This is a genomic window from Cupriavidus sp. WGlv3, from assembly GCF_023952475.1.
In the GTDB taxonomy this organism is placed as follows: domain Bacteria; phylum Pseudomonadota; class Gammaproteobacteria; order Burkholderiales; family Burkholderiaceae; genus Cupriavidus; species Cupriavidus phytorum.
On the sequence record NZ_JALHRX010000002.1, the window covers coordinates 661,161 to 677,556 of the forward strand.

Annotated in this window: 16 protein-coding genes; 6 read left to right on the forward strand and 10 right to left on the reverse strand. The window is 68.6% G+C overall.

Annotated features, from left to right (window positions below; genetic code table 11):
* Window positions 1–59: 59 nt before the first annotated feature.
* The 5 genes from MKD38_RS06340 to cyoA form a co-directional block, all read right to left on the reverse strand.
* A complete protein-coding gene (locus tag MKD38_RS06340; protein ID WP_252675278.1) occupies window positions 60–914 on the reverse strand; it encodes an SURF1 family protein in 855 nt (284 codons plus the stop codon).
* Window positions 911–1,306, reverse strand: a complete 396-nt coding sequence (gene cyoD, locus MKD38_RS06345; RefSeq protein WP_252675279.1) for a cytochrome o ubiquinol oxidase subunit IV — start codon at window positions 1,304–1,306, stop codon at window positions 911–913. The genes MKD38_RS06340 and cyoD overlap by 4 nt, the downstream gene beginning before the upstream one ends.
* Window positions 1,303–1,983 (reverse strand): cytochrome o ubiquinol oxidase subunit III, encoded by a 681-nt coding sequence (gene cyoC, locus MKD38_RS06350; RefSeq protein ID WP_371925639.1) that lies wholly within the window; start codon window positions 1,981–1,983, stop codon window positions 1,303–1,305. Before cyoC ends, cyoD begins: the two co-directional genes overlap by 4 nt.
* On the reverse strand, window positions 1,976–3,979 hold the full coding sequence (cyoB, locus tag MKD38_RS06355; RefSeq protein ID WP_252675280.1) for a cytochrome o ubiquinol oxidase subunit I: 2,004 nt from the start codon (window positions 3,977–3,979) through the stop codon (window positions 1,976–1,978). Before cyoB ends, cyoC begins: the two co-directional genes overlap by 8 nt.
* Window positions 3,980–4,072: 93 nt before the next feature.
* Window positions 4,073–5,077 (reverse strand): ubiquinol oxidase subunit II, encoded by a 1,005-nt coding sequence (gene cyoA / locus MKD38_RS06360; protein WP_252675281.1) that lies wholly within the window; start codon window positions 5,075–5,077, stop codon window positions 4,073–4,075.
* A 163-nt stretch (window positions 5,078–5,240) separates the two neighbouring features.
* Here cyoA and MKD38_RS06365 point away from each other — a divergent pair, with 163 nt between their 5' ends.
* The 3 genes from MKD38_RS06365 (at window position 5,241) to fabG (ending at window position 8,720) form a co-directional block, all read left to right on the forward strand.
* Window positions 5,241–6,557, forward strand: coding sequence for an MFS transporter (locus tag MKD38_RS06365; protein ID WP_252675282.1), 1,317 nt, complete (start codon window positions 5,241–5,243; stop codon window positions 6,555–6,557).
* Window positions 6,558–6,700: 143 nt separating this feature from the next.
* The gene (locus MKD38_RS06370) at window positions 6,701–7,930 is read left to right on the forward strand and encodes an NAD(P)/FAD-dependent oxidoreductase (protein ID WP_252675283.1); all 1,230 of its coding nucleotides are present in this window, start codon (window positions 6,701–6,703) and stop codon (window positions 7,928–7,930) included.
* A 58-nt stretch (window positions 7,931–7,988) separates the two neighbouring features.
* The gene (gene fabG / locus MKD38_RS06375) at window positions 7,989–8,720 is read left to right on the forward strand and encodes a 3-oxoacyl-ACP reductase FabG (RefSeq protein WP_252675284.1); all 732 of its coding nucleotides are present in this window, start codon (window positions 7,989–7,991) and stop codon (window positions 8,718–8,720) included.
* Window positions 8,721–8,763: 43 nt separating this feature from the next.
* On the opposite strand, the gene MKD38_RS06380 is transcribed toward fabG, so the two are convergent.
* Complete coding sequence (locus MKD38_RS06380; protein ID WP_252675285.1) at window positions 8,764–9,669, reverse strand: LysR family transcriptional regulator; 906 nt, start codon at window positions 9,667–9,669, stop codon at window positions 8,764–8,766.
* Window positions 9,670–9,802: 133 nt separating this feature from the next.
* Between MKD38_RS06380 and MKD38_RS06385 the strand changes: the two genes are divergently transcribed.
* Window positions 9,803–11,119 carry an SGNH/GDSL hydrolase family protein gene (locus MKD38_RS06385; RefSeq protein ID WP_252675286.1) on the forward strand — a complete coding sequence of 439 codons (1,317 nt, stop codon included), beginning with the start codon at window positions 9,803–9,805 and terminating at the stop codon, window positions 11,117–11,119.
* Here the strand turns inward: MKD38_RS06385 and MKD38_RS06390 are convergent.
* The 3 genes from MKD38_RS06390 to MKD38_RS06400 all read right to left on the reverse strand — a co-directional run bounded on the left by MKD38_RS06390 (window position 11,077) and on the right by MKD38_RS06400 (window position 13,670).
* On the reverse strand, window positions 11,077–11,730 hold the full coding sequence (locus tag MKD38_RS06390) for a glutathione S-transferase family protein (protein WP_252675287.1): 654 nt from the start codon (window positions 11,728–11,730) through the stop codon (window positions 11,077–11,079). The genes MKD38_RS06385 and MKD38_RS06390 overlap by 43 nt on opposite strands.
* A gap of 30 nt (window positions 11,731–11,760) precedes the next feature.
* Window positions 11,761–12,717: a prolyl aminopeptidase gene (pip, locus tag MKD38_RS06395; protein ID WP_252675288.1), complete on the reverse strand. Its 957-nt coding sequence runs from the start codon at window positions 12,715–12,717 to the stop codon at window positions 11,761–11,763.
* Between the two features lie 65 nt (window positions 12,718–12,782).
* Entirely contained in the window at window positions 12,783–13,670 is an 888-nt protein-coding gene (locus MKD38_RS06400; RefSeq protein WP_252675289.1) for a LysR substrate-binding domain-containing protein, read from the reverse strand.
* 154 nt (window positions 13,671–13,824) lie between these two features.
* On the opposite strand from MKD38_RS06400, the gene MKD38_RS06405 reads away from it, so the two are divergent.
* Both MKD38_RS06405 and MKD38_RS06410 read left to right on the forward strand, forming a co-directional pair.
* Window positions 13,825–14,223, forward strand: a complete 399-nt coding sequence (locus MKD38_RS06405; protein ID WP_116297100.1) for a RidA family protein — start codon at window positions 13,825–13,827, stop codon at window positions 14,221–14,223.
* The gene (locus tag MKD38_RS06410) at window positions 14,220–15,350 is read left to right on the forward strand and encodes an oxidoreductase (protein WP_252675290.1); all 1,131 of its coding nucleotides are present in this window, start codon (window positions 14,220–14,222) and stop codon (window positions 15,348–15,350) included. Before MKD38_RS06405 ends, MKD38_RS06410 begins: the two co-directional genes overlap by 4 nt.
* A gap of 12 nt (window positions 15,351–15,362) precedes the next feature.
* Here MKD38_RS06410 and MKD38_RS06415 read toward each other — a convergent pair whose 3' ends face one another.
* On the reverse strand, window positions 15,363–16,361 hold the full coding sequence (locus MKD38_RS06415; protein WP_252675291.1) for an AraC family transcriptional regulator: 999 nt from the start codon (window positions 16,359–16,361) through the stop codon (window positions 15,363–15,365).
* Window positions 16,362–16,396 lie beyond the last annotated feature (35 nt).

The window sequence follows — 16,396 nt, forward strand, 5'->3', positions numbered from 1 at the left end:
CTCCTTGGTTGGGACAGCCCACATTGTGCCGCCAGCCGGCCAGGCTTGCCGGCGTGGCCTCAGGCGCGCGGATCGGAACGCGCCGCGGCGCTGGCGCCGCGGCGCTTGCGGTATTCCTCGCGCCCCACGTAGGCTGCGGCGGCCGCCACCATCAGCGCCAGCCCGTACCAGGTGAGCGCGTAGCCGAGGTGGTTGTTGGTAAAGGCCGTCACCGTCAGCCCGCCCACGGGCCAGGCCTTGGGGTCCGCCCCGGCCGGCGGCGGCACCGCCGCGGCGTCGATGAAATACGGCGCGACCTGCCCCAGGCCGCGGTGCGCGGCGATCGCCGCGACGTCGCGCGAGAACCACTGGTCGCGCGTCGCGTCATTGTGGCGCAGCAGGCCGGTGCCCGGCTCGCTCATGCGCAGCAGGCCGACCACTTCGCTGGGGCCGCTGCCGGCGGGGGCCACGCGCGCGCGGAAAGGCTCGGCGACGAAACCGCGGTTGACCAGCACGGTGCTGCCATCGGCCAGCCGCAGCGGCGTCATCACCCAGTAGCCGCCGCCCTGCTCGGTCACCGCCTGCACCATGGTCTGGCGCTCGTCGAGGAAGGTGCCGCTGGCGCGCACGCGCCGGTACTCGGCATTGGCCTTGGTCAGTCCCGCCCACTGCGCGCGCGCGGGCGCCGCGACCGGCGGCGCATGGACACGCTCGGCCACCTGGGCGATCAGGCCAAGCTTCCAGGCGCGGCGCTCGACCTGCCAGTTGCCAAGCGCCACCAGGCCGGCGATGGCCGCCGCGGCAAACAGCGCCAGCGCCGTCAGCCAGACTGTCGACAGTGGGCGGCGGGATTCGGAAGCGCCTTTGGTGGCGTTGGTGGCGTTGGTGGTGCGCGGATTTCCGACCGGCGCGCGGTCGTCGGTGGAACCGGTCAAGGCAGGGTCTTGGTGGTATGCATGCCCGGCATCATATTGGAATTCAGGTGGAACATCACCCACAGGGTGCCGGTCAGCGTGATCACCACCAGCACCAGCGTGAAGATCAGCGCCAGCATGTTCCATCCGCCTTCGGACCGGGCGTTCAGGTGCAGGAAGTAGATCATGTGCACCACGATCTGCACCGCGCCCAGCGCCAGCAGCACCATCGCGGTGGTGCCGGACTGCTCGAACACCTTGCCCATCACCAGCCAGAACGGGATCGCGGTCAGGATCACCGACAGCACGAAACCGGTCACGTAGCCGCCGAGCGAGATGTGGATCTCGCTTTCGCCGTGGCTGTGGTCGTGCCCATGGCCGTGGGCCGGCAGCGTGTCGTCATGCGCGCTCATGGCAGCACTCCCATCAGGTAGACAAAGGTAAAGACGCCGATCCAGACCACGTCCAGGAAGTGCCAGAACATCGACAGGCACATCAGGCGGCGCTTGTTTTCAGGGATCAGCCCGTGGCGGCGCAGCTGCACCACCAGCGTGACCAGCCACACGATGCCGAAGGTCACATGCAGGCCGTGGGTGCCGACCAGTGCGAAGAACGAGGTCAGGAAGCCGCTGCGCTGCGGCCCGGCGCCCTCGCCGACCAGGTGCGCGAACTCGTAGATCTCGACCGCGAGGAAGGCCGCGCCCAGCAGGCCGGTCACGGCGAGCCAGCCCTGGGTCGGCCCCAGCCGGCCGCGCTGCGTCTCCAGCATGGCAAAGCCATAGGTGATCGACGACAGCAGCAGGAACGAAGTATTCAGCGCCACCAGCGGCAGGTCGAACAGCTCGGCGCCGGACGGCCCGCCCGCGTAGTTGCGGCCCAGCACGCCGTAGGCGGCGAACAGGCACGCAAAGATCAGGCAGTCGCTCATCAGGTAGAGCCAGAAACCGAGCAGCGTGCCGTTGGGCACGTGATATTCCTCGGTCATGTAGAAGCGCAGCTCGGCTGGCTGCGCCGGCGCTGGCGCGCGTTGCGGCGGGGCCTCGTGCGGGCGCGTGCCTTCGGCGGTAAAGGGAGCGAAGGTATCAGCCATGGCTGGCCAGCAGCGCGCTGCGCTCTGCCTCGGTGCGGTGGACCGTGTCTGCCGGGATGTAGAAATCGCGCTGGTAGTTGAAGGTATGGCCGATCGCCGTGACCAGCGTGGCGGCGAAGGCCAGTACCACCAGCCACCAGATGTGCCAGATCAGCGCGAAGCCACATAGCGTGCTCAGGCCGGCCAGGATGATGCCGGCACCGGTGTTCTTGGGCATATGGATCGGGATAAAGCCTTGCGCGGGGCGCTGGTAGCCGTGCGCCTTCATCTGCCACCAGGCATCGTTGTCATGCACCAGCGGCGTGAAGGCAAAGTTGTACGGCGGCGGCGGCGACGAGGTCGACCACTCCAGCGTGCGGCCGTCCCACGGATCGCCGGTGACATCGCGCAGCGACTCGCGGCGCAGGAAGCTCACCACCAGCTGCACCAGGAAGCAGCCAATACCCAGCGCGATCAGCAGCGCGCCTACGCCGGCCAGCTGGAACCAGATCTGCAGCGAGTGGTCCTCGAAATGGCTGACGCGCCGGGTCACCCCCATCAGCCCCAGCACGTAGAGCGGCATGAACGCCACGTAGAAGCCGACCAGCCAGAACCAGAACGAGCACTTGCCCCAGAACGGATCCAGCTGGTAGCCGAAGGCCTTGGGGAACCAGTAGGTGATGCCGGCCATCAGCCCGAACAGCACGCCGCCGATGATCACGTTATGGAAATGGGCGACCAGGAACAGGCTGTTGTGCAGCGAGAAATCCGCCGGCGGCACCGCCAGCAGCACGCCGGTCATGCCTCCGATCACGAACGTCACCATGAAGCCCACGGTCCACAGCATCGGCACATCGAAGCGGATGCGCCCGTGGTACATGGTGAAGAGCCAGTTAAACAGCTTGGCCCCGGTGGGGATCGAGATGATCATGGTGGTGATGCCGAAGAACGAGTTCACGCTGGCGCCCGAGCCCATCGTGAAGAAGTGATGCAGCCACACCAGGTATGACAGCACCGTAATCACCACCGTGGCATAGACCATCGAGGCATAGCCGAACAGGCGCTTGCGGCAGAAGGTGGCGACCACCTCGGAGAACACGCCGAACACCGGCAGGATCAGGATGTAGACCTCGGGGTGGCCCCAGATCCAGATCAGGTTCACGTACATCATGGCGCTGCCGCCGAGGTCGCTGGTGAAGAAGTTCATGCCCAGGTAGCGGTCGACCGCCAGCATCGCCAGCGCCGCGGTCAGCACCGGGAACGCGGCGATGATCAGCACGTTGGTGCACAGCGCGGTCCAGGTGAAGATCGGCATGCGCATCAGCGTCATGCCGGGCGCGCGCATCTTGACGATGGTGACCAGCAGGTTGATGCCTGACAGCAGCGTGCCCACCCCCGCCACCTGCAACGACCACAGGTAATAGTCCACCCCCACGTCCGGACTCTGCAGGATGCCGGACAGCGGCGGATAGGCCAGCCAGCCGGTGCGCGCGAACTCGCCGACGAACAGCGACATCATCACCAGCACCGCGCCGCCCACAGTCATCCAGAAGCTGAAGTTGTTCAGGAACGGGAACGCCACGTCGCGCGCGCCGATCTGCAGCGGCACGACAAAGTTCATCAGGCCGGTGACCAGCGGCATGGCGACGAAGAAGATCATGATCACGCCGTGCGCGGTGAAGATCTGGTCATAGTGGTGCGGCGGCAGGTAGCCCAGGTTGTCGCCGAAGGCAATGGCTTGCTGGATGCGCATCATGATGGCATCGGCAAAGCCGCGCAGCAGCATCACGATGCCGAGGATCATGTACATGATGCCGATGCGCTTGTGGTCGATGCTGGTGAACCACTCGCGCCACAGGTAGCCCCACTTGCCGTAGTACGTGACCGCGCCGGCCACGGCCAGCCCGCCGAAGGCCACCACCGCGAAGGTGGCGATCAGGATGGGTTCATGCAGCGGGATTGCCTCCCAGCTCAGTCGACCGAAGAGTTGCGTGGCGAGTTCGGATCGCTCCGGCATGTGGTTCTCCAGGACAACAACGGCGTACTAGGTCACGGTCATTCGCACGGTCTTGCACGGCCCTGCGCAGCGCCTGCCACCGACGCAGGCGCGCTAGCGCAGCAGCTCGCGGGCACCGGCCGCGCCGGTCCCGAACAGCGGTTCGGCCAGCGTGTTGCTGGCGGTGCAGACGGCGGCGCCCAGGCCCGCGGCGCGTTGCGCATCGCGCGCCATCAGGTCCTTCTGGCAGACCTGCCCGGCCTGCACGCAACGGTTCACGATGGCATCGAACAGGTTCGCGTCGACGCTGCCGTAGCGCCGCACCGGCTCGCGTTCGCTGGGCTGCGCCAGCTGCGTGTAGGTGGCCCGGCTCAGCGGCGCGCCGGCGGCCCGCACGGTCTGCACCCAGCGGCCGAAGTCATCGTCGCTCAGGCCATGGAAGCGGAAGCGCATGTGCGAAAAGCCCGCGCCGCTGTAGTTGGCGGAGAAGCCCTCGTAGACGCCCGGCCGGTTGACCACCGCATGCAGGCGCGTTTCCATGCCCGGCATGGCGTAGACCTGACCGGCCAGCGCGGGGATGAAGAACGAATTCATCATGGTGGTGGACGTGATCTTGAAGCGGATCGGCCGGTCGACCGGGGCGGCCAGCTCGTTGACGGTGGCGATGCCCTGCTCCGGGTAGACGAACAACCACTTCCAGTCCAGCGCCACCACCTCCACCGTCAGCGGCTGCGTGCCCGGAGGCAGCGGGCGGCTTTCATCGAGCCGGGTCAGCGGGTGGTAGGGATCGAGCTTGTGGGTGCTGACCCAGGTGATGGCCCCGAGCGCAATGATGATCAGCAGCGGCGCCGACCAGATCAGCAGCTCCAGCACCGTGGAGTGGTCCCAGTCGGGGTTGTAGTGCGCATCGGCGTTGGCGGCGCGGTAGCGCCACGCGAACACCAGCGTCAGCACGATCACCGGCACGATGATCAGCAGCATCAGCCCGGTGGAAATGATGATCAGGTCACGTTGCCGGACCGCAAGATCGCCGGCCGGCGACAGCAGCACGGCGTTGCAGCCTCCCAGCGACAGCAGCACTGGCAGCAGCAACCAGCGCATCGGGCGGTGCATGGACATGGTCTGACCGGAAGATCGCATAGCTTTCGGGTCGCGCCATTTGTACGCCGCGGCGCAAGTGACTTAGACTGGTCTGAGCAACTATGGCAGTGTAGGCGCTCAAGTGCCATTCTTCATGGTGCAATTTGCAGCGCCCTCGCTCACAGACACGGGAGGTATGCCGATGACCACCGCGACCCACCAGCACCGGGCGTCTCCTACAGCACCTCCCGCACCCGGCGCCGCGCATGTCGCGCCCGCGGAAATCGCCACCGGCGTGGTGATCGGCCGCGCCTCGGAGTACTTCGATTTCTTCGTCTACGGCATTGCCTCGGTACTGGTGTTCCCGGCGGTGTTCTTTCCGTTCGCCGACCGGCTCGACGCGCTGCTCTACGCCTTCGCCATCTTCGCGCTGGCCTTTATCGGCCGGCCCTTCGGCACGGCGCTGTTCATGCGCATCCAGCGCCGCTGGGGCCGGGGCGTCAAGCTGACCGCGTCGCTGTTCCTGCTCGGCACCGCCACCGTCGGCATCGCCTTCCTGCCCGGCTACGCCGCGCTCGGCCCGGCCGCCATCGTGCTGCTGGCGGTGTTCCGCACGCTGCAGGGCGTGGCCTTCGGCGGCTCGTGGGACGGGCTGCCCTCATTGCTGGCGCTGAACGCGCCCGCGCAGCGGCGCGGCTGGTACGCGATGCTGGGGCAACTGGGCGCGCCCACCGGCTTTATCGTCGCCGGGGCGCTGTTCCTGTTCCTCAACCTCAGCCTCGAGCCGCACGAATTCCTGGCATGGGGCTGGCGCTATCCGTTCTATGTCGCGTTCGCGATCAACGTGGTGGCGCTGTTCGCGCGCCTGCGCCTGGTGGTGACGTACGAATACACCCAGCTGCTGGACGAGGACGAGCTCGAGCCCATCAGCACCACCGAGATCGTCAGGAAGCAGGGCTACAACCTGCTGCTGGGCGCGTTCGCCGCGCTGGCCAGCTTTGCGCTGTTCCACCTGGTGACGGTGTTTCCGCTCTCGTGGGTCGCGCTCAACGGCTCGCAGCCGGTCACCGACGTGCTGGCGGTGCAGATCGCCGGCGCCTTCATCGGCATCCTCGGCACCATCGCCTCGGGCGTGATCGCGGACCGGATCGGGCGACGCACCACGCTGGCGCTGATGGCCATCCTGATCGGCATCTTCAGCCTGTTCGCTCCCTGGCTGATGGGCGGGGGCCCGCTGGCGCAGGATCTGTTCATCCTGCTCGGCTTCGGCCTGCTGGGCCTGTCCTACGGCCAGGCCGCCGGTGCCGTCACCTCCAACTTCGAGCGGCGCTTCCGCTACACCGGCGCGGCGCTGACCACCGACATGGCGTGGCTGTTCGGCGCGGGTTTCGCGCCGCTGGTGGCGCTGGGGCTATCGGCGGAATTCGGCCTGGTCGCGGTCAGCGGCTACCTGCTTTCCGGCGTCGCCTGCACGCTGCTGGCGCTGCGGATCAACCGGGCGCTGGGCACGCATGTCTGACGGGCGCGCTGCGCCCGCGCAGCGATCGCCGTGAGTCCCGAACAGTGCCGGGGCCGGTTTTGCCGGTGCCAGGCAGTGTTCTGAGTACAATTGACGCCCGCCAAATTCCCGTCGTTCCGGATGTGATTCCGGAGCCGAAGCTTATGAAAACGGAAACCACGGACGTCGTCATCATCGGCGCAGGGCCTGCGGGCTCGGTCGCTGCCGGCCTGCTGCGCAAGCACGGCATTCCGGTGCTGGTGATCGAGAAAGAAACCTTCCCGCGCTTCTCCATCGGCGAAAGCCTGCTGCCGCAAAGCATGGCCTATCTCGAGGAAGCCGGCATGCTGCGCGCGGTGGTGGAAGCCGGCTTCCAGTACAAGAACGGCGCCGCGTTCGCGCGCGGCACGCAGCGCACCGCCTTCGACTTCCGCCAGAAGTACTCGCCCGGCTGGGGCACCACCTACCAGGTGCAGCGCGCGCAGTTCGACCACGTGCTGATCCGCGAGGCCGAGCGCCAGGGCGCCGAGGTGCGTTTCTCGCATGTGGTCGAGAACGTCGATGTCAGCGGCGCGCAGCCGGAAGTCACCGTGCGCGCCCCTGATGGCAGCCAGTACACCGTGCGTGCGAAGTTCCTGCTCGATGCCTCCGGCTTCGGCCGCATCCTGCCGCGCCTGCTGCAACTGGAAACGCCGTCGGGCTTTCCGGTACGCAGTGCGATCTTCACGCATGTGGAAGACCGCATCCCGACCGGCACCTTCGACCGCAACAAGATCCTGATCAGCGTGCATCCGCAGCACCAGGACGTCTGGTACTGGACCATCCCGTTCTCCGACGGGCGCTGCTCGCAGGGCGTGGTGGCCGAGAAGGCGTTCCTGGACCGCTACACCGGCACCGAGACCGAGCGACTGCAAGCGCTGGTCGCGGAAGAGCCGGGCCTGGCCACGTTGCTGGCCGACGCGCAATGGGACACGCCGGCGCGCCAGATCGCCGGCTATTCGGCCAACGTGAAGTCGCTGTGGGGCAACGGCTATGCGCTGCTCGGCAATGCCGGCGAGTTCCTCGACCCGGTGTTCTCGTCCGGCGTGACCATCGCCTTCAAGTCGGCCAGCCTGGCGGCGCAGTGCCTGGTGCGCCAGCTGCGCGGCGAGCCGGTGGACTGGGAGCAGGACTTCGCGCGACCGCTCAAGGCCGGCGTCGATTGCTTCCGCGTCTTTGTCGAAGCCTGGTACGAAGGGCGTTTCCAGAAACTGATCTTCCATCCCAACGCCACCTCGGAAATCCGCGACATGATCGCGGCGATCCTGGCCGGCTATGCGTGGGACCGCAACAATCCCTTCGTCACCGAGCCGCGCCGCCGGCTGGCGGTGCTGGAAGCGTTCTGCAAGGTCTGATGCGCCTCACCGTATGCCAGCCTGCCTTGGCGCAGGCGGTTCTGCAAGGACAACAACCATGAGTCACCCGACCGTGCTGGTCACGGGTTCGTCGCGCGGCATCGGCCGCGCCATTGCCCTGCGGCTGGCCCGCGACGGCTATGACGTGGTGGTGCATTGCCGCTCGCGTCGCGACGAGGCCGACTCGGTCGCCGACGCCGTGCGCGCGTGCGGGCGCAAGTCGCGCGTGCTGTGCTTCGATGTGTCCCGCCGCGAAGACGCCGCCGGCGCGCTGCTGACCGATATTGCCGCGCATGGCTGCTACTACGGCGTGGTCTGCAACGCCGGCCTGGCACGCGATGCCGCCTTCCCGGCCATGACCGGCGCCGAATGGGACGAGGTGGTGCACACCAACCTCGATGCCTTCTACAACGTGCTCAACCCGGTGGTGATGCCGATGGTGCAGCGCCGCCAGCCGGGCCGCATCGTCACGCTGTCGTCGGTGTCGGGGCTGGTGGGCAATCGCGGCCAGGCCAACTACAGCGCGGCCAAGGCCGGCATCATCGGCGCCACCAAGGCGCTGGCGATCGAGCTGGCCAAGCGCGCCATCACCGTCAACTGCGTCGCGCCGGGTCTCATCGACACCGCCATGGTCGAGCCGCACGTGCGCGACGAAGCGCTGCGCCTGATCCCGGCGCGGCGCATGGGCACGCCCGAGGAAGTCGCCGCCACCGTGGCCTTCCTGCTGTCGCCCGATGCGGGCTATATCACGCGCCAGGTGATCTCGGTCAACGGCGGGATGTTCGGCTGACGCACCGGCTGACGCACCGGCTGATGCACCGGCTGATGCACCATCAGGCCGCCGTGAATCCCGGCAGCGCCGCGATTTCGCTGGCCAGGAACTCCAGCAGCAGCCGCACCGGCGCCGGCTGGTAGCGCCGCGTCGGGCAGACCAGGAAGGCTTCCTGCGCCGGACCCTGCCAGCGCGGCAGCACCCGTCGCAGCGCGCCGCTGTCTAGCAGGTCCTGCACCAGCCACGCCGGCGTCATGCCGAAGCCGGCGCCGGCAAGAAAACTCTCGCGCAGCGCCAGCGAATTGTTGACGCGGTAGCGGCACGGCGCGCTCACCAGCGCCTGTCCGCCCGGACCGTCGAGCACGATGTCGTCGCCGCTGGCGAGCCAGGTAAAGCGCAGGATCTGGTGGCGCGCCAGGTCCGCCGGCTGCCGGATCCTCGGATGCCGCGCCAGGTAGTCCGGCGATGCCACCAGCAGGCGCTGCGACACGGCGATACGGCGCGCCACCACATGCGGCGGCAGCGTGGCGCCAAGGCGCACCGCCACGTCGACCCCCGCTTCGACCAGGTCGACGAAGCGGTCGTCGAACAGCAATTCCACCTCGACTTGCGGATAGCGCTGCTGGAACGCCAGCACCAGCGCGTTGAGCCGCAGCACGCCGAAGCTGGCGGGCGCGCTCACGCGCACGCGGCCCGCGGGCTGGCCGGACGCGCCACGCGCGTCGCTGACGGCCTCGCCATATTCGTCCAGCACGCGCCGCGCGCGCTCGTAGAAGCGCCGCCCGGCCTCGGTCGGCAACAGGCTGGTGGTGCTGCGCGCCAGCAGCCGCACGCCCAGCTCGCGCTCCAGCGCGGCCACGATCTTGCTGATGGTCGGCTGCGTCGACTGCTGCTCGCGCGCCACCGCCGACAGGCTGCCCAGCTCCACTGCGCGCACGAAGACCTGCATTGCCCGGATGGTGTCCATGCCGCTCCCTGTCTTCCCTCATTCCGGATTGGAATGAGCAATATGCCATTTTGCCCGCTACCTGGCATGAGTGGAATGGCCTAACTTTGGCCCATGCCGGCAACGTTGCCGGTCCACCTGACAGGACCAATCGATGATTTCCAATCTACGTTTCCTGCGCCGCGTCGCGGCAGCGACCCTCGCCGCCGCCGTCGCCGCCGTCGCCAGCGGCGCAGCGCTTGCCAGCCCGTTGCAAGACCAGGGCTGGCTGACCAGCTGGATGGCCAGCCAGCAGCCGGTGTGGCAACCGGACGCCTTGCCGCTGCCTGCCGGTGTGCCCGCGGTGCTGACGGACCAGACGGTGCGCCAGGTCGTGCGGCTGAGCGTGGGCGGGCAACGGCTGCGCGTGGTGCTGTCGAACCCCCATGGCCGGCAACCGCTTTTGGTCGGCGCGGCGCAGTTGGCACCCCATGCCGGCGGCGGCCGCATCGACCTCGCCGGCAACCGCGCCGTGACCTTCGGCGGCAGCGCGACGGTGACCATCCCGGCAGGCCAGTCGGTGGCAAGCGATGCCATCGCGCTCGATACGCCGGCGCTGGGAGAACTTGCACTCAGCCTCTACCTGCCGCAGCGCACCGCGATCGAATCGTTCCATTGGGATGGCCGCCAGACCGCATGGCTGGCTGCAGGCAACGCGACCGCGCAAGCCACGCTGGCTGCGCCACAGGGGTTCAGCGCGCGAGTCCTGGTAAGCGAGGTGCAGGTCGCAGCGCCGGCCGGCGCGGGTGCCGTGGTCGCGCTCGGCGATTCGATCACCGAAGGCAACGGCTCCACGCCCGACACCAACCGGCGCTGGCCGGATTTCCTGGCGCAGCGGCTGGCTGCCGATGGCGTAGCGGTGCTCAACGCCGGCATCTCCGGCGGCCGGCTGCTGCGCGACGGCATGGGCGTGTCCGCGCTGGCGCGGCTGGACCGCGACGTGCTGAGCCAAGCGCATGTCCGCACCGTGATCGCGGCCATCGGCATCAACGATATCGCCTGGCCGGGCTCGACCTTCGCGCCGCACGACGCCGTGCCGCAGGCCGGCGAACTGATCGAGGGCTACCGGCGCCTGATCGCCCGCGCGCATGCACGCGGCGTTCGTGTGATCGGTGCCACCATCACGCCCTTTGCCGGCGCGTTGCGCGATACGCCAATCCGCGGTTATGACGGCCCGGGCAAGGAAGCCGTGCGGCTGGCAGTCAACGACTGGATCCGCCATGGCGGCGCGTTCGATGCGGTGGTGGATTTCGACGCCGCGGTGCGTGATCCGGCGCAGCCGCAGGCGCTGCTGCCGGCATTCGACAGCGGCGACCACCTGCATCCCGGCGATGCCGGCTATCGCGCCATGGCGGCGCAGTTCGATCTGACCCAGCCCGCCCTTGCCGGTCAGTCGCGGTCCGGCGCGCCCGGGGGGAACAGCGGGCGATAGGGCCGCGCCTCGTCCACCGCGCGCGCAAACGACGGCCGCGCCAGCAGCCGCTTGCGATAGGCGCGCACGTTGCCGCATGACTCGGGAATCGGCTGCACCCAGTCCGCGTAGAACAGCGACGGCGCGCCGGCGCAGTCCGCCAGCGTGAAGGCCTCGCCCGCGGCCCATTGCCGTGCCGCCAGCTCGGTCTCGAGCCACGCGTAGGCCGAGTCCAGCTGCTTGCGGTACTCGGCCACGCCATAGGGATCGCGGTTCGCCACGGGGCGCAGGTAATCGGCCACGATGCGCTGCATCGGCGTCATCACGTACTGGTCGAAAAAGCGGTCGAGCAGGCGCACCTTCAGCGCGGCATCGGGCGATTCCGGCAGCCAGCGCACCGGGCCGCGGTGATACTGGTCCAGGTATTCGACGATGATGCTGGACTCGAACACCGAACGGCCGTCATCGACCAGCAGCGGCATGCGCCGCAGCGGCCAGCGCTTGCCGAGTTCGTCCATGTGCTGCGCGTGGTCGGGCGACAGCATGCGGAATGCGAAGGGAATCGAGTTCTCGTACAGCGCGACGAGAACCTTCTGGCAATAGGACGAAAACGGGTGGGCGTATAGCTCCATCGCTGCTCTCCGATGATGATCCACGCGCGGCTAGCGCTGCGCCGCAAACCGATCGGTTGCGGCAATCAACTGGTCCATGATGCCCGGCTCGGTCCACGCATGGCCGGCACCTTCGATCAGGTGGAACTCCGCTTGCGGCCACGCCTGGTGCAGCGCGTAGGCATAGCGCGCCGGGCACGGCATGTCATAGCGGCCATGCACGATCACCCCGGGGATCTCGGCCAGCTGGTGCGCGTCGCGCAGCAGCTGCCCGTCTTCCAGCCAGCAGCGGTGCGTGAAGTAATGGTTTTCCAGCCGCGCGAAGGCCAGGGCGAAGTGCCCGTCGTCATGCCTGGCGCTGTTCCCTGCATCTGGCAGCAGCGTGATGGTCTCGCCTTCCCACACGCTCCAGGCGCGGGCCGCCTCCACCTGCTTGTCGCGGTCGGGGCCGGTGAGCAGCTTGCGGTACGCCGCCATCATGTTGCCGCGCTCGGCCTCGGGCACCGGCGCCTGGAAGCGCGCCCACTTGTCGGGGAACATCTCGGACACGCCGTACTGGTAGTACCAGTCCAGCTCCGCCTGCGACACCGTGTAGATGCCGCGCAGCACCAGCTCGCTCACGCGCTGCGGGTGCTTCTGGGCATAGGCCAGCGCCAGCGTCGAGCCCCACGAGCCGCCGAACACCAGCCAGCGCTCCACCCCCGCCAGCACGCGCAACCGCTCGATATCGTCGACCAGGTGCCAGGTGGTGTTGGCCTCCAGCCCCGCATGCGGTGTCGAGCGCCCGCAGCCGCGCTGGTCGAACAGCAGCACGTCATAGCGCGCCGGATCGAACAGCCGCCGGTGGTCTGGCGAAATGCCGCCGCCAGGCCCGCCATGCAGAAACACCGCGGGCTTGGCGCCGGGCGTGCCGACGCGCTCGTAGTAGACGACATGCCCGTCGCCGACATCCAGCGTGCCGGTTTCGTAGGGCTCGATTTCGGGGTACAGAGTGCGCAGGGCGGGCATGGGCGGGCTCCGGATTCGGGAGGCACAGTGTACGCCGGCGGTGATCACCTTGGTCTGTGCCAAGGCTACCCCGCAAATACCCCCATCACCCAATCCCGCAGCAACCGCGTGGCCGGACGCTGCGCCGCCCGCTCGCTGTACACCAGGTCATACCGAAAGCTCTCCAGCGCCAGTTCAAAGGGCTGCACCAGCGCCCCCGACGCGAGTTCTTCCGCCACCAGCGTCAGGCTGAGCAGGCCCACGCCCTGTCCGGCGATGGTGGCCTGCACCGCGTGGATCTCGTCGGTAAAGCGCAGGCCAGCGTGCGGATCGGTTACCTCGACGCCGGCCTGCGCCAGCCAGTGGCGCCAGACCGGGGCGCGCGCGTCATCGCGCGCGGCGGCGCCCCACTCGAAGTGGACCAGCGTGGCGTGCTTCAGGTCCTGCATGGATGCCAGTTTCAGGGCGGGGCTGCAGACCGGCGCAAAGCGGTCGCGGAACAACGGCTCGGTCACCAGCCCCGGATAGCTGCCGCTGCCGTAGCGGATCGCCGCGTCCGCATCGTGGTCCAGGTCGACGATCTGGTCCGAGGCATCGAGCCGCAAGGTCCAGTCGGGATGCGCGGCGCGGAACTGGCCGGCAAGCGGCGCGAGCCGCCTGGCCATGAACGCCACCGTCGACGTCAGCGTGGCCACGTGCGGGCGGCCGCTGCGCTGCACCGCCTGCACAGCGCGCTCCATGCCGTCGAGGCCATCCCGCACGGCGGGAAACAGCTGATGCCCGGCCGCCGTCAGGCGCACCTTGCGGGTCTGCCGTTCAAACAGCTTCACGCCCAGGCTCTCTTCCAGCGCGCGGATCTGGTGGCTGATGGCCGTCGGCGTGACGTGCAGTTCATCGGCGGCGTGCTTGAAGCTGGCGCGGCGGGCAGCGGCTTCGAAGGCGCGCAGGGCGCCGAGGGGCGGCAGATTGCGCAAGGTGGCTCCAATGGATGAGTCTGTCTCATGCGTCGACTGAGAAGCGACCATTTGTCGCCGTCGAGGTCGGCTCCCATACTTGTCATGTCGACGGGTCTGCAGGGCGACCGTTGATAACAAGATGAATTTTACTAAATCATTACCGGAGTCAGCGATGCACCTCGAACAAGTCCACACCCAGCCCGATCCCTATGCCCCCTACCTGTTGTCGCAAGCCATCCGGGCCGGCGGCCTGCTGTTCGTTTCCGGCCAGGCCGGCGTCGGCGACGATGGCGCCATCGTCGGCCGCGGCGACTTCGACGCGCAGGCCGAGCAGGCCTTCCGCAACCTCAGGCGCGCGCTGCAGGCGGGCGGCTCCGGGCTGGACCGCGTGGCCAAGGTGACGATCTTCCTGACATCGATGGAATACTTCCCGAAGATCGTCGCGCTGCGGCGCAAGTGGTTTTCCGCGCCGTATCCGGCCGACACCATCGTCGAGGTCTCGGCACTGTATTCGCCGGACGCGATGATCGAGATCGAAGCCATCGCGCTGACCACGGAGGGCGCGCAATGACCACGCCCGCCGCGCCTTCGCTGTTCGATACGCCGGCGCTGAGCGGCGTGCCGCTGCGCAACCGCCTGGTGGTGGCCCCGATGACGCGCATCAGCGCCACCGACACCGGCGTCCCCACCGAAGCCATGCGCCGCTATTACGAGGGCTTTGCCCGCGGCGGCTTTGGCCTGATCGTCAGCGAGGGCATCTATACCGACCGCGCCTATGCGCAAGGTTATGCCGGCCAGCCGGGACTGACCGACGCGCAGCAGGCGCAGGGCTGGCGCGGGATCGTGGACGCGGTCCACCAGGCCGGCGGCCGCATGGTCGCGCAACTGATGCATGCTGGGGCGCTGTCGCAGGCCAACCGCTTCCGCGACGATACGGCCGGGCCCTCGGCCGTGCAGCCCAGGGGCCGGCAGCTGACCGCGTATGGCGGCACGGGCGCCTTCCGCATGCCGCGCGCGATGGACGAGGCCGAGATCCTGCAGGCCATCGATGGCTTCGCGCAGGCGGCGCGGCTGGCCCGCGAGACCGGCTTCGACGGCGTGGAAATTCACGGCGCCAACGGCTATCTGCTCGACCAGTTCCTCAACGGACATACCAACTTGCGCCAGGACGCCTGGGGCGGCGGCATCGCGCAGCGCATGCGGCTGCTGCTGGAGACGATCCGCGCGGTGCGCGCCGCGGTGGGAACCGATGTCATCATCGGCGTGCGCATCTCGCAGGCCAAGGTCAATGACTTCACCTACCAGTGGCCCGAAGGCGCAGAGGGCGCGGCCGCGGTGTTTGCCGGCATTGCGGCAAGCGGCGTCGACTACCTTCATGTGACCGAGCACGAAGCCTGGCAGCCCGCCTTCGCCGGCAGCGATGCGTCGCTGGTGCAGCACGCCCGGCGCGCGGCGCCGGGGCTGGCCATCGTCGCCAACGGCAGCCTGGCGGAGCCGGTGCGCGCGGCCGGCATGCTCGAACAAGGCGCGACGCTGGTCGCGCTCGGACGCGGCGCGCTGGCGAATCCGGACTGGCCGGCGCGGGTGCGCGCGGGACAACCGGTGCGGCCGTTCGATGCCGCCGTGCTGGCGCCGCTGGCCGGCATCAAGGAGGCGGAACTGGCGTTGCGCGAAGCGCCGGCAGAGTTGGCGGGCTGATGGCTTGCCGCCTTACTGCCCTGCGCGATCCCTGCGCCAGTTGGCCGGCGCCGTGCCGAACTGCGCCGAGAACCAGCGCGTGAAGGCGCTGGCCGAGCCGTAGCCGAGCAGCTGCGACACGCGCAGCAGCGAATAGCGCGGGTTCTCGACATAGCGCCGCGCCAGCTCGCGCCGCACGTCGTTGAGGATGCCCGTGAAGGTCTCGCCCGCGTCGTCGAGCTGGCGCTGCATGGTGCGCAGGCTCAGGCCCAGCCCTTCGGCCACGGCCTCGCAAGTGGCGCGGCCCATCGGCAGCATCAGGTAGATGGCGGCGCGCACTTCGTGGTCGATCGATTGGGGATTGGCGCGCGGCAGGGTGTCGATGAACTGCTGCGCATAACGCGCCATGACGGGATCCGCACCCGGGTTGGGCGCGTCGAGGTCGGCGGCGCGGCAGACAATGCCATTGCAGTCCGCATTGAACTCCAGCGGACAGCCGAACAGGCGGCGATGGACGCGCAGGTCGGCGGGCGCCGCATGCGTGAAGCTCACCCCGATCGGCTGCCAGCGCGGGCCCAGCAGCAGCGCGCACATGCGGAACACGACGCCGATGGCCAGCTCGGTGGCCTGCCGCGAGGGCGCGTCGCTCAGCACCTCCTGCCGGATCACCACGGCGCTGCCGGCATCCTCCAGCAACAGCGCCACCGAATCGTTGACCAGGTGCCGATAGCGGATGGTGGTGGCCAGCGCGGCGCGCAGCGTGGGCTGCTGGCTGATCAGCAGGCTCATCACGCCAAAGTCCGACAGCTGGCGCGACTCCGCCATGCGCAGCCCGAATGTGATGCAGTCCGAGGCCTGAGCCGCGGCTTCCAGCAGCGCCACGCAGGCGCCGAGCGGCACCCGCTGGTCGGGATCGTCCAGCCAGGCGCGGCGCAACCGTGCCTGGCGCAGCAGCGGCTGCGGGTCCAGGCCGAGGTCGCGCGCTACCTCCAGGAAGTTGGTCAGTGCGGCGGCACGTATGAGCGTTTCCAAACCGTTCTTGCCTTGCGATGGGTTGCGATGTCCTG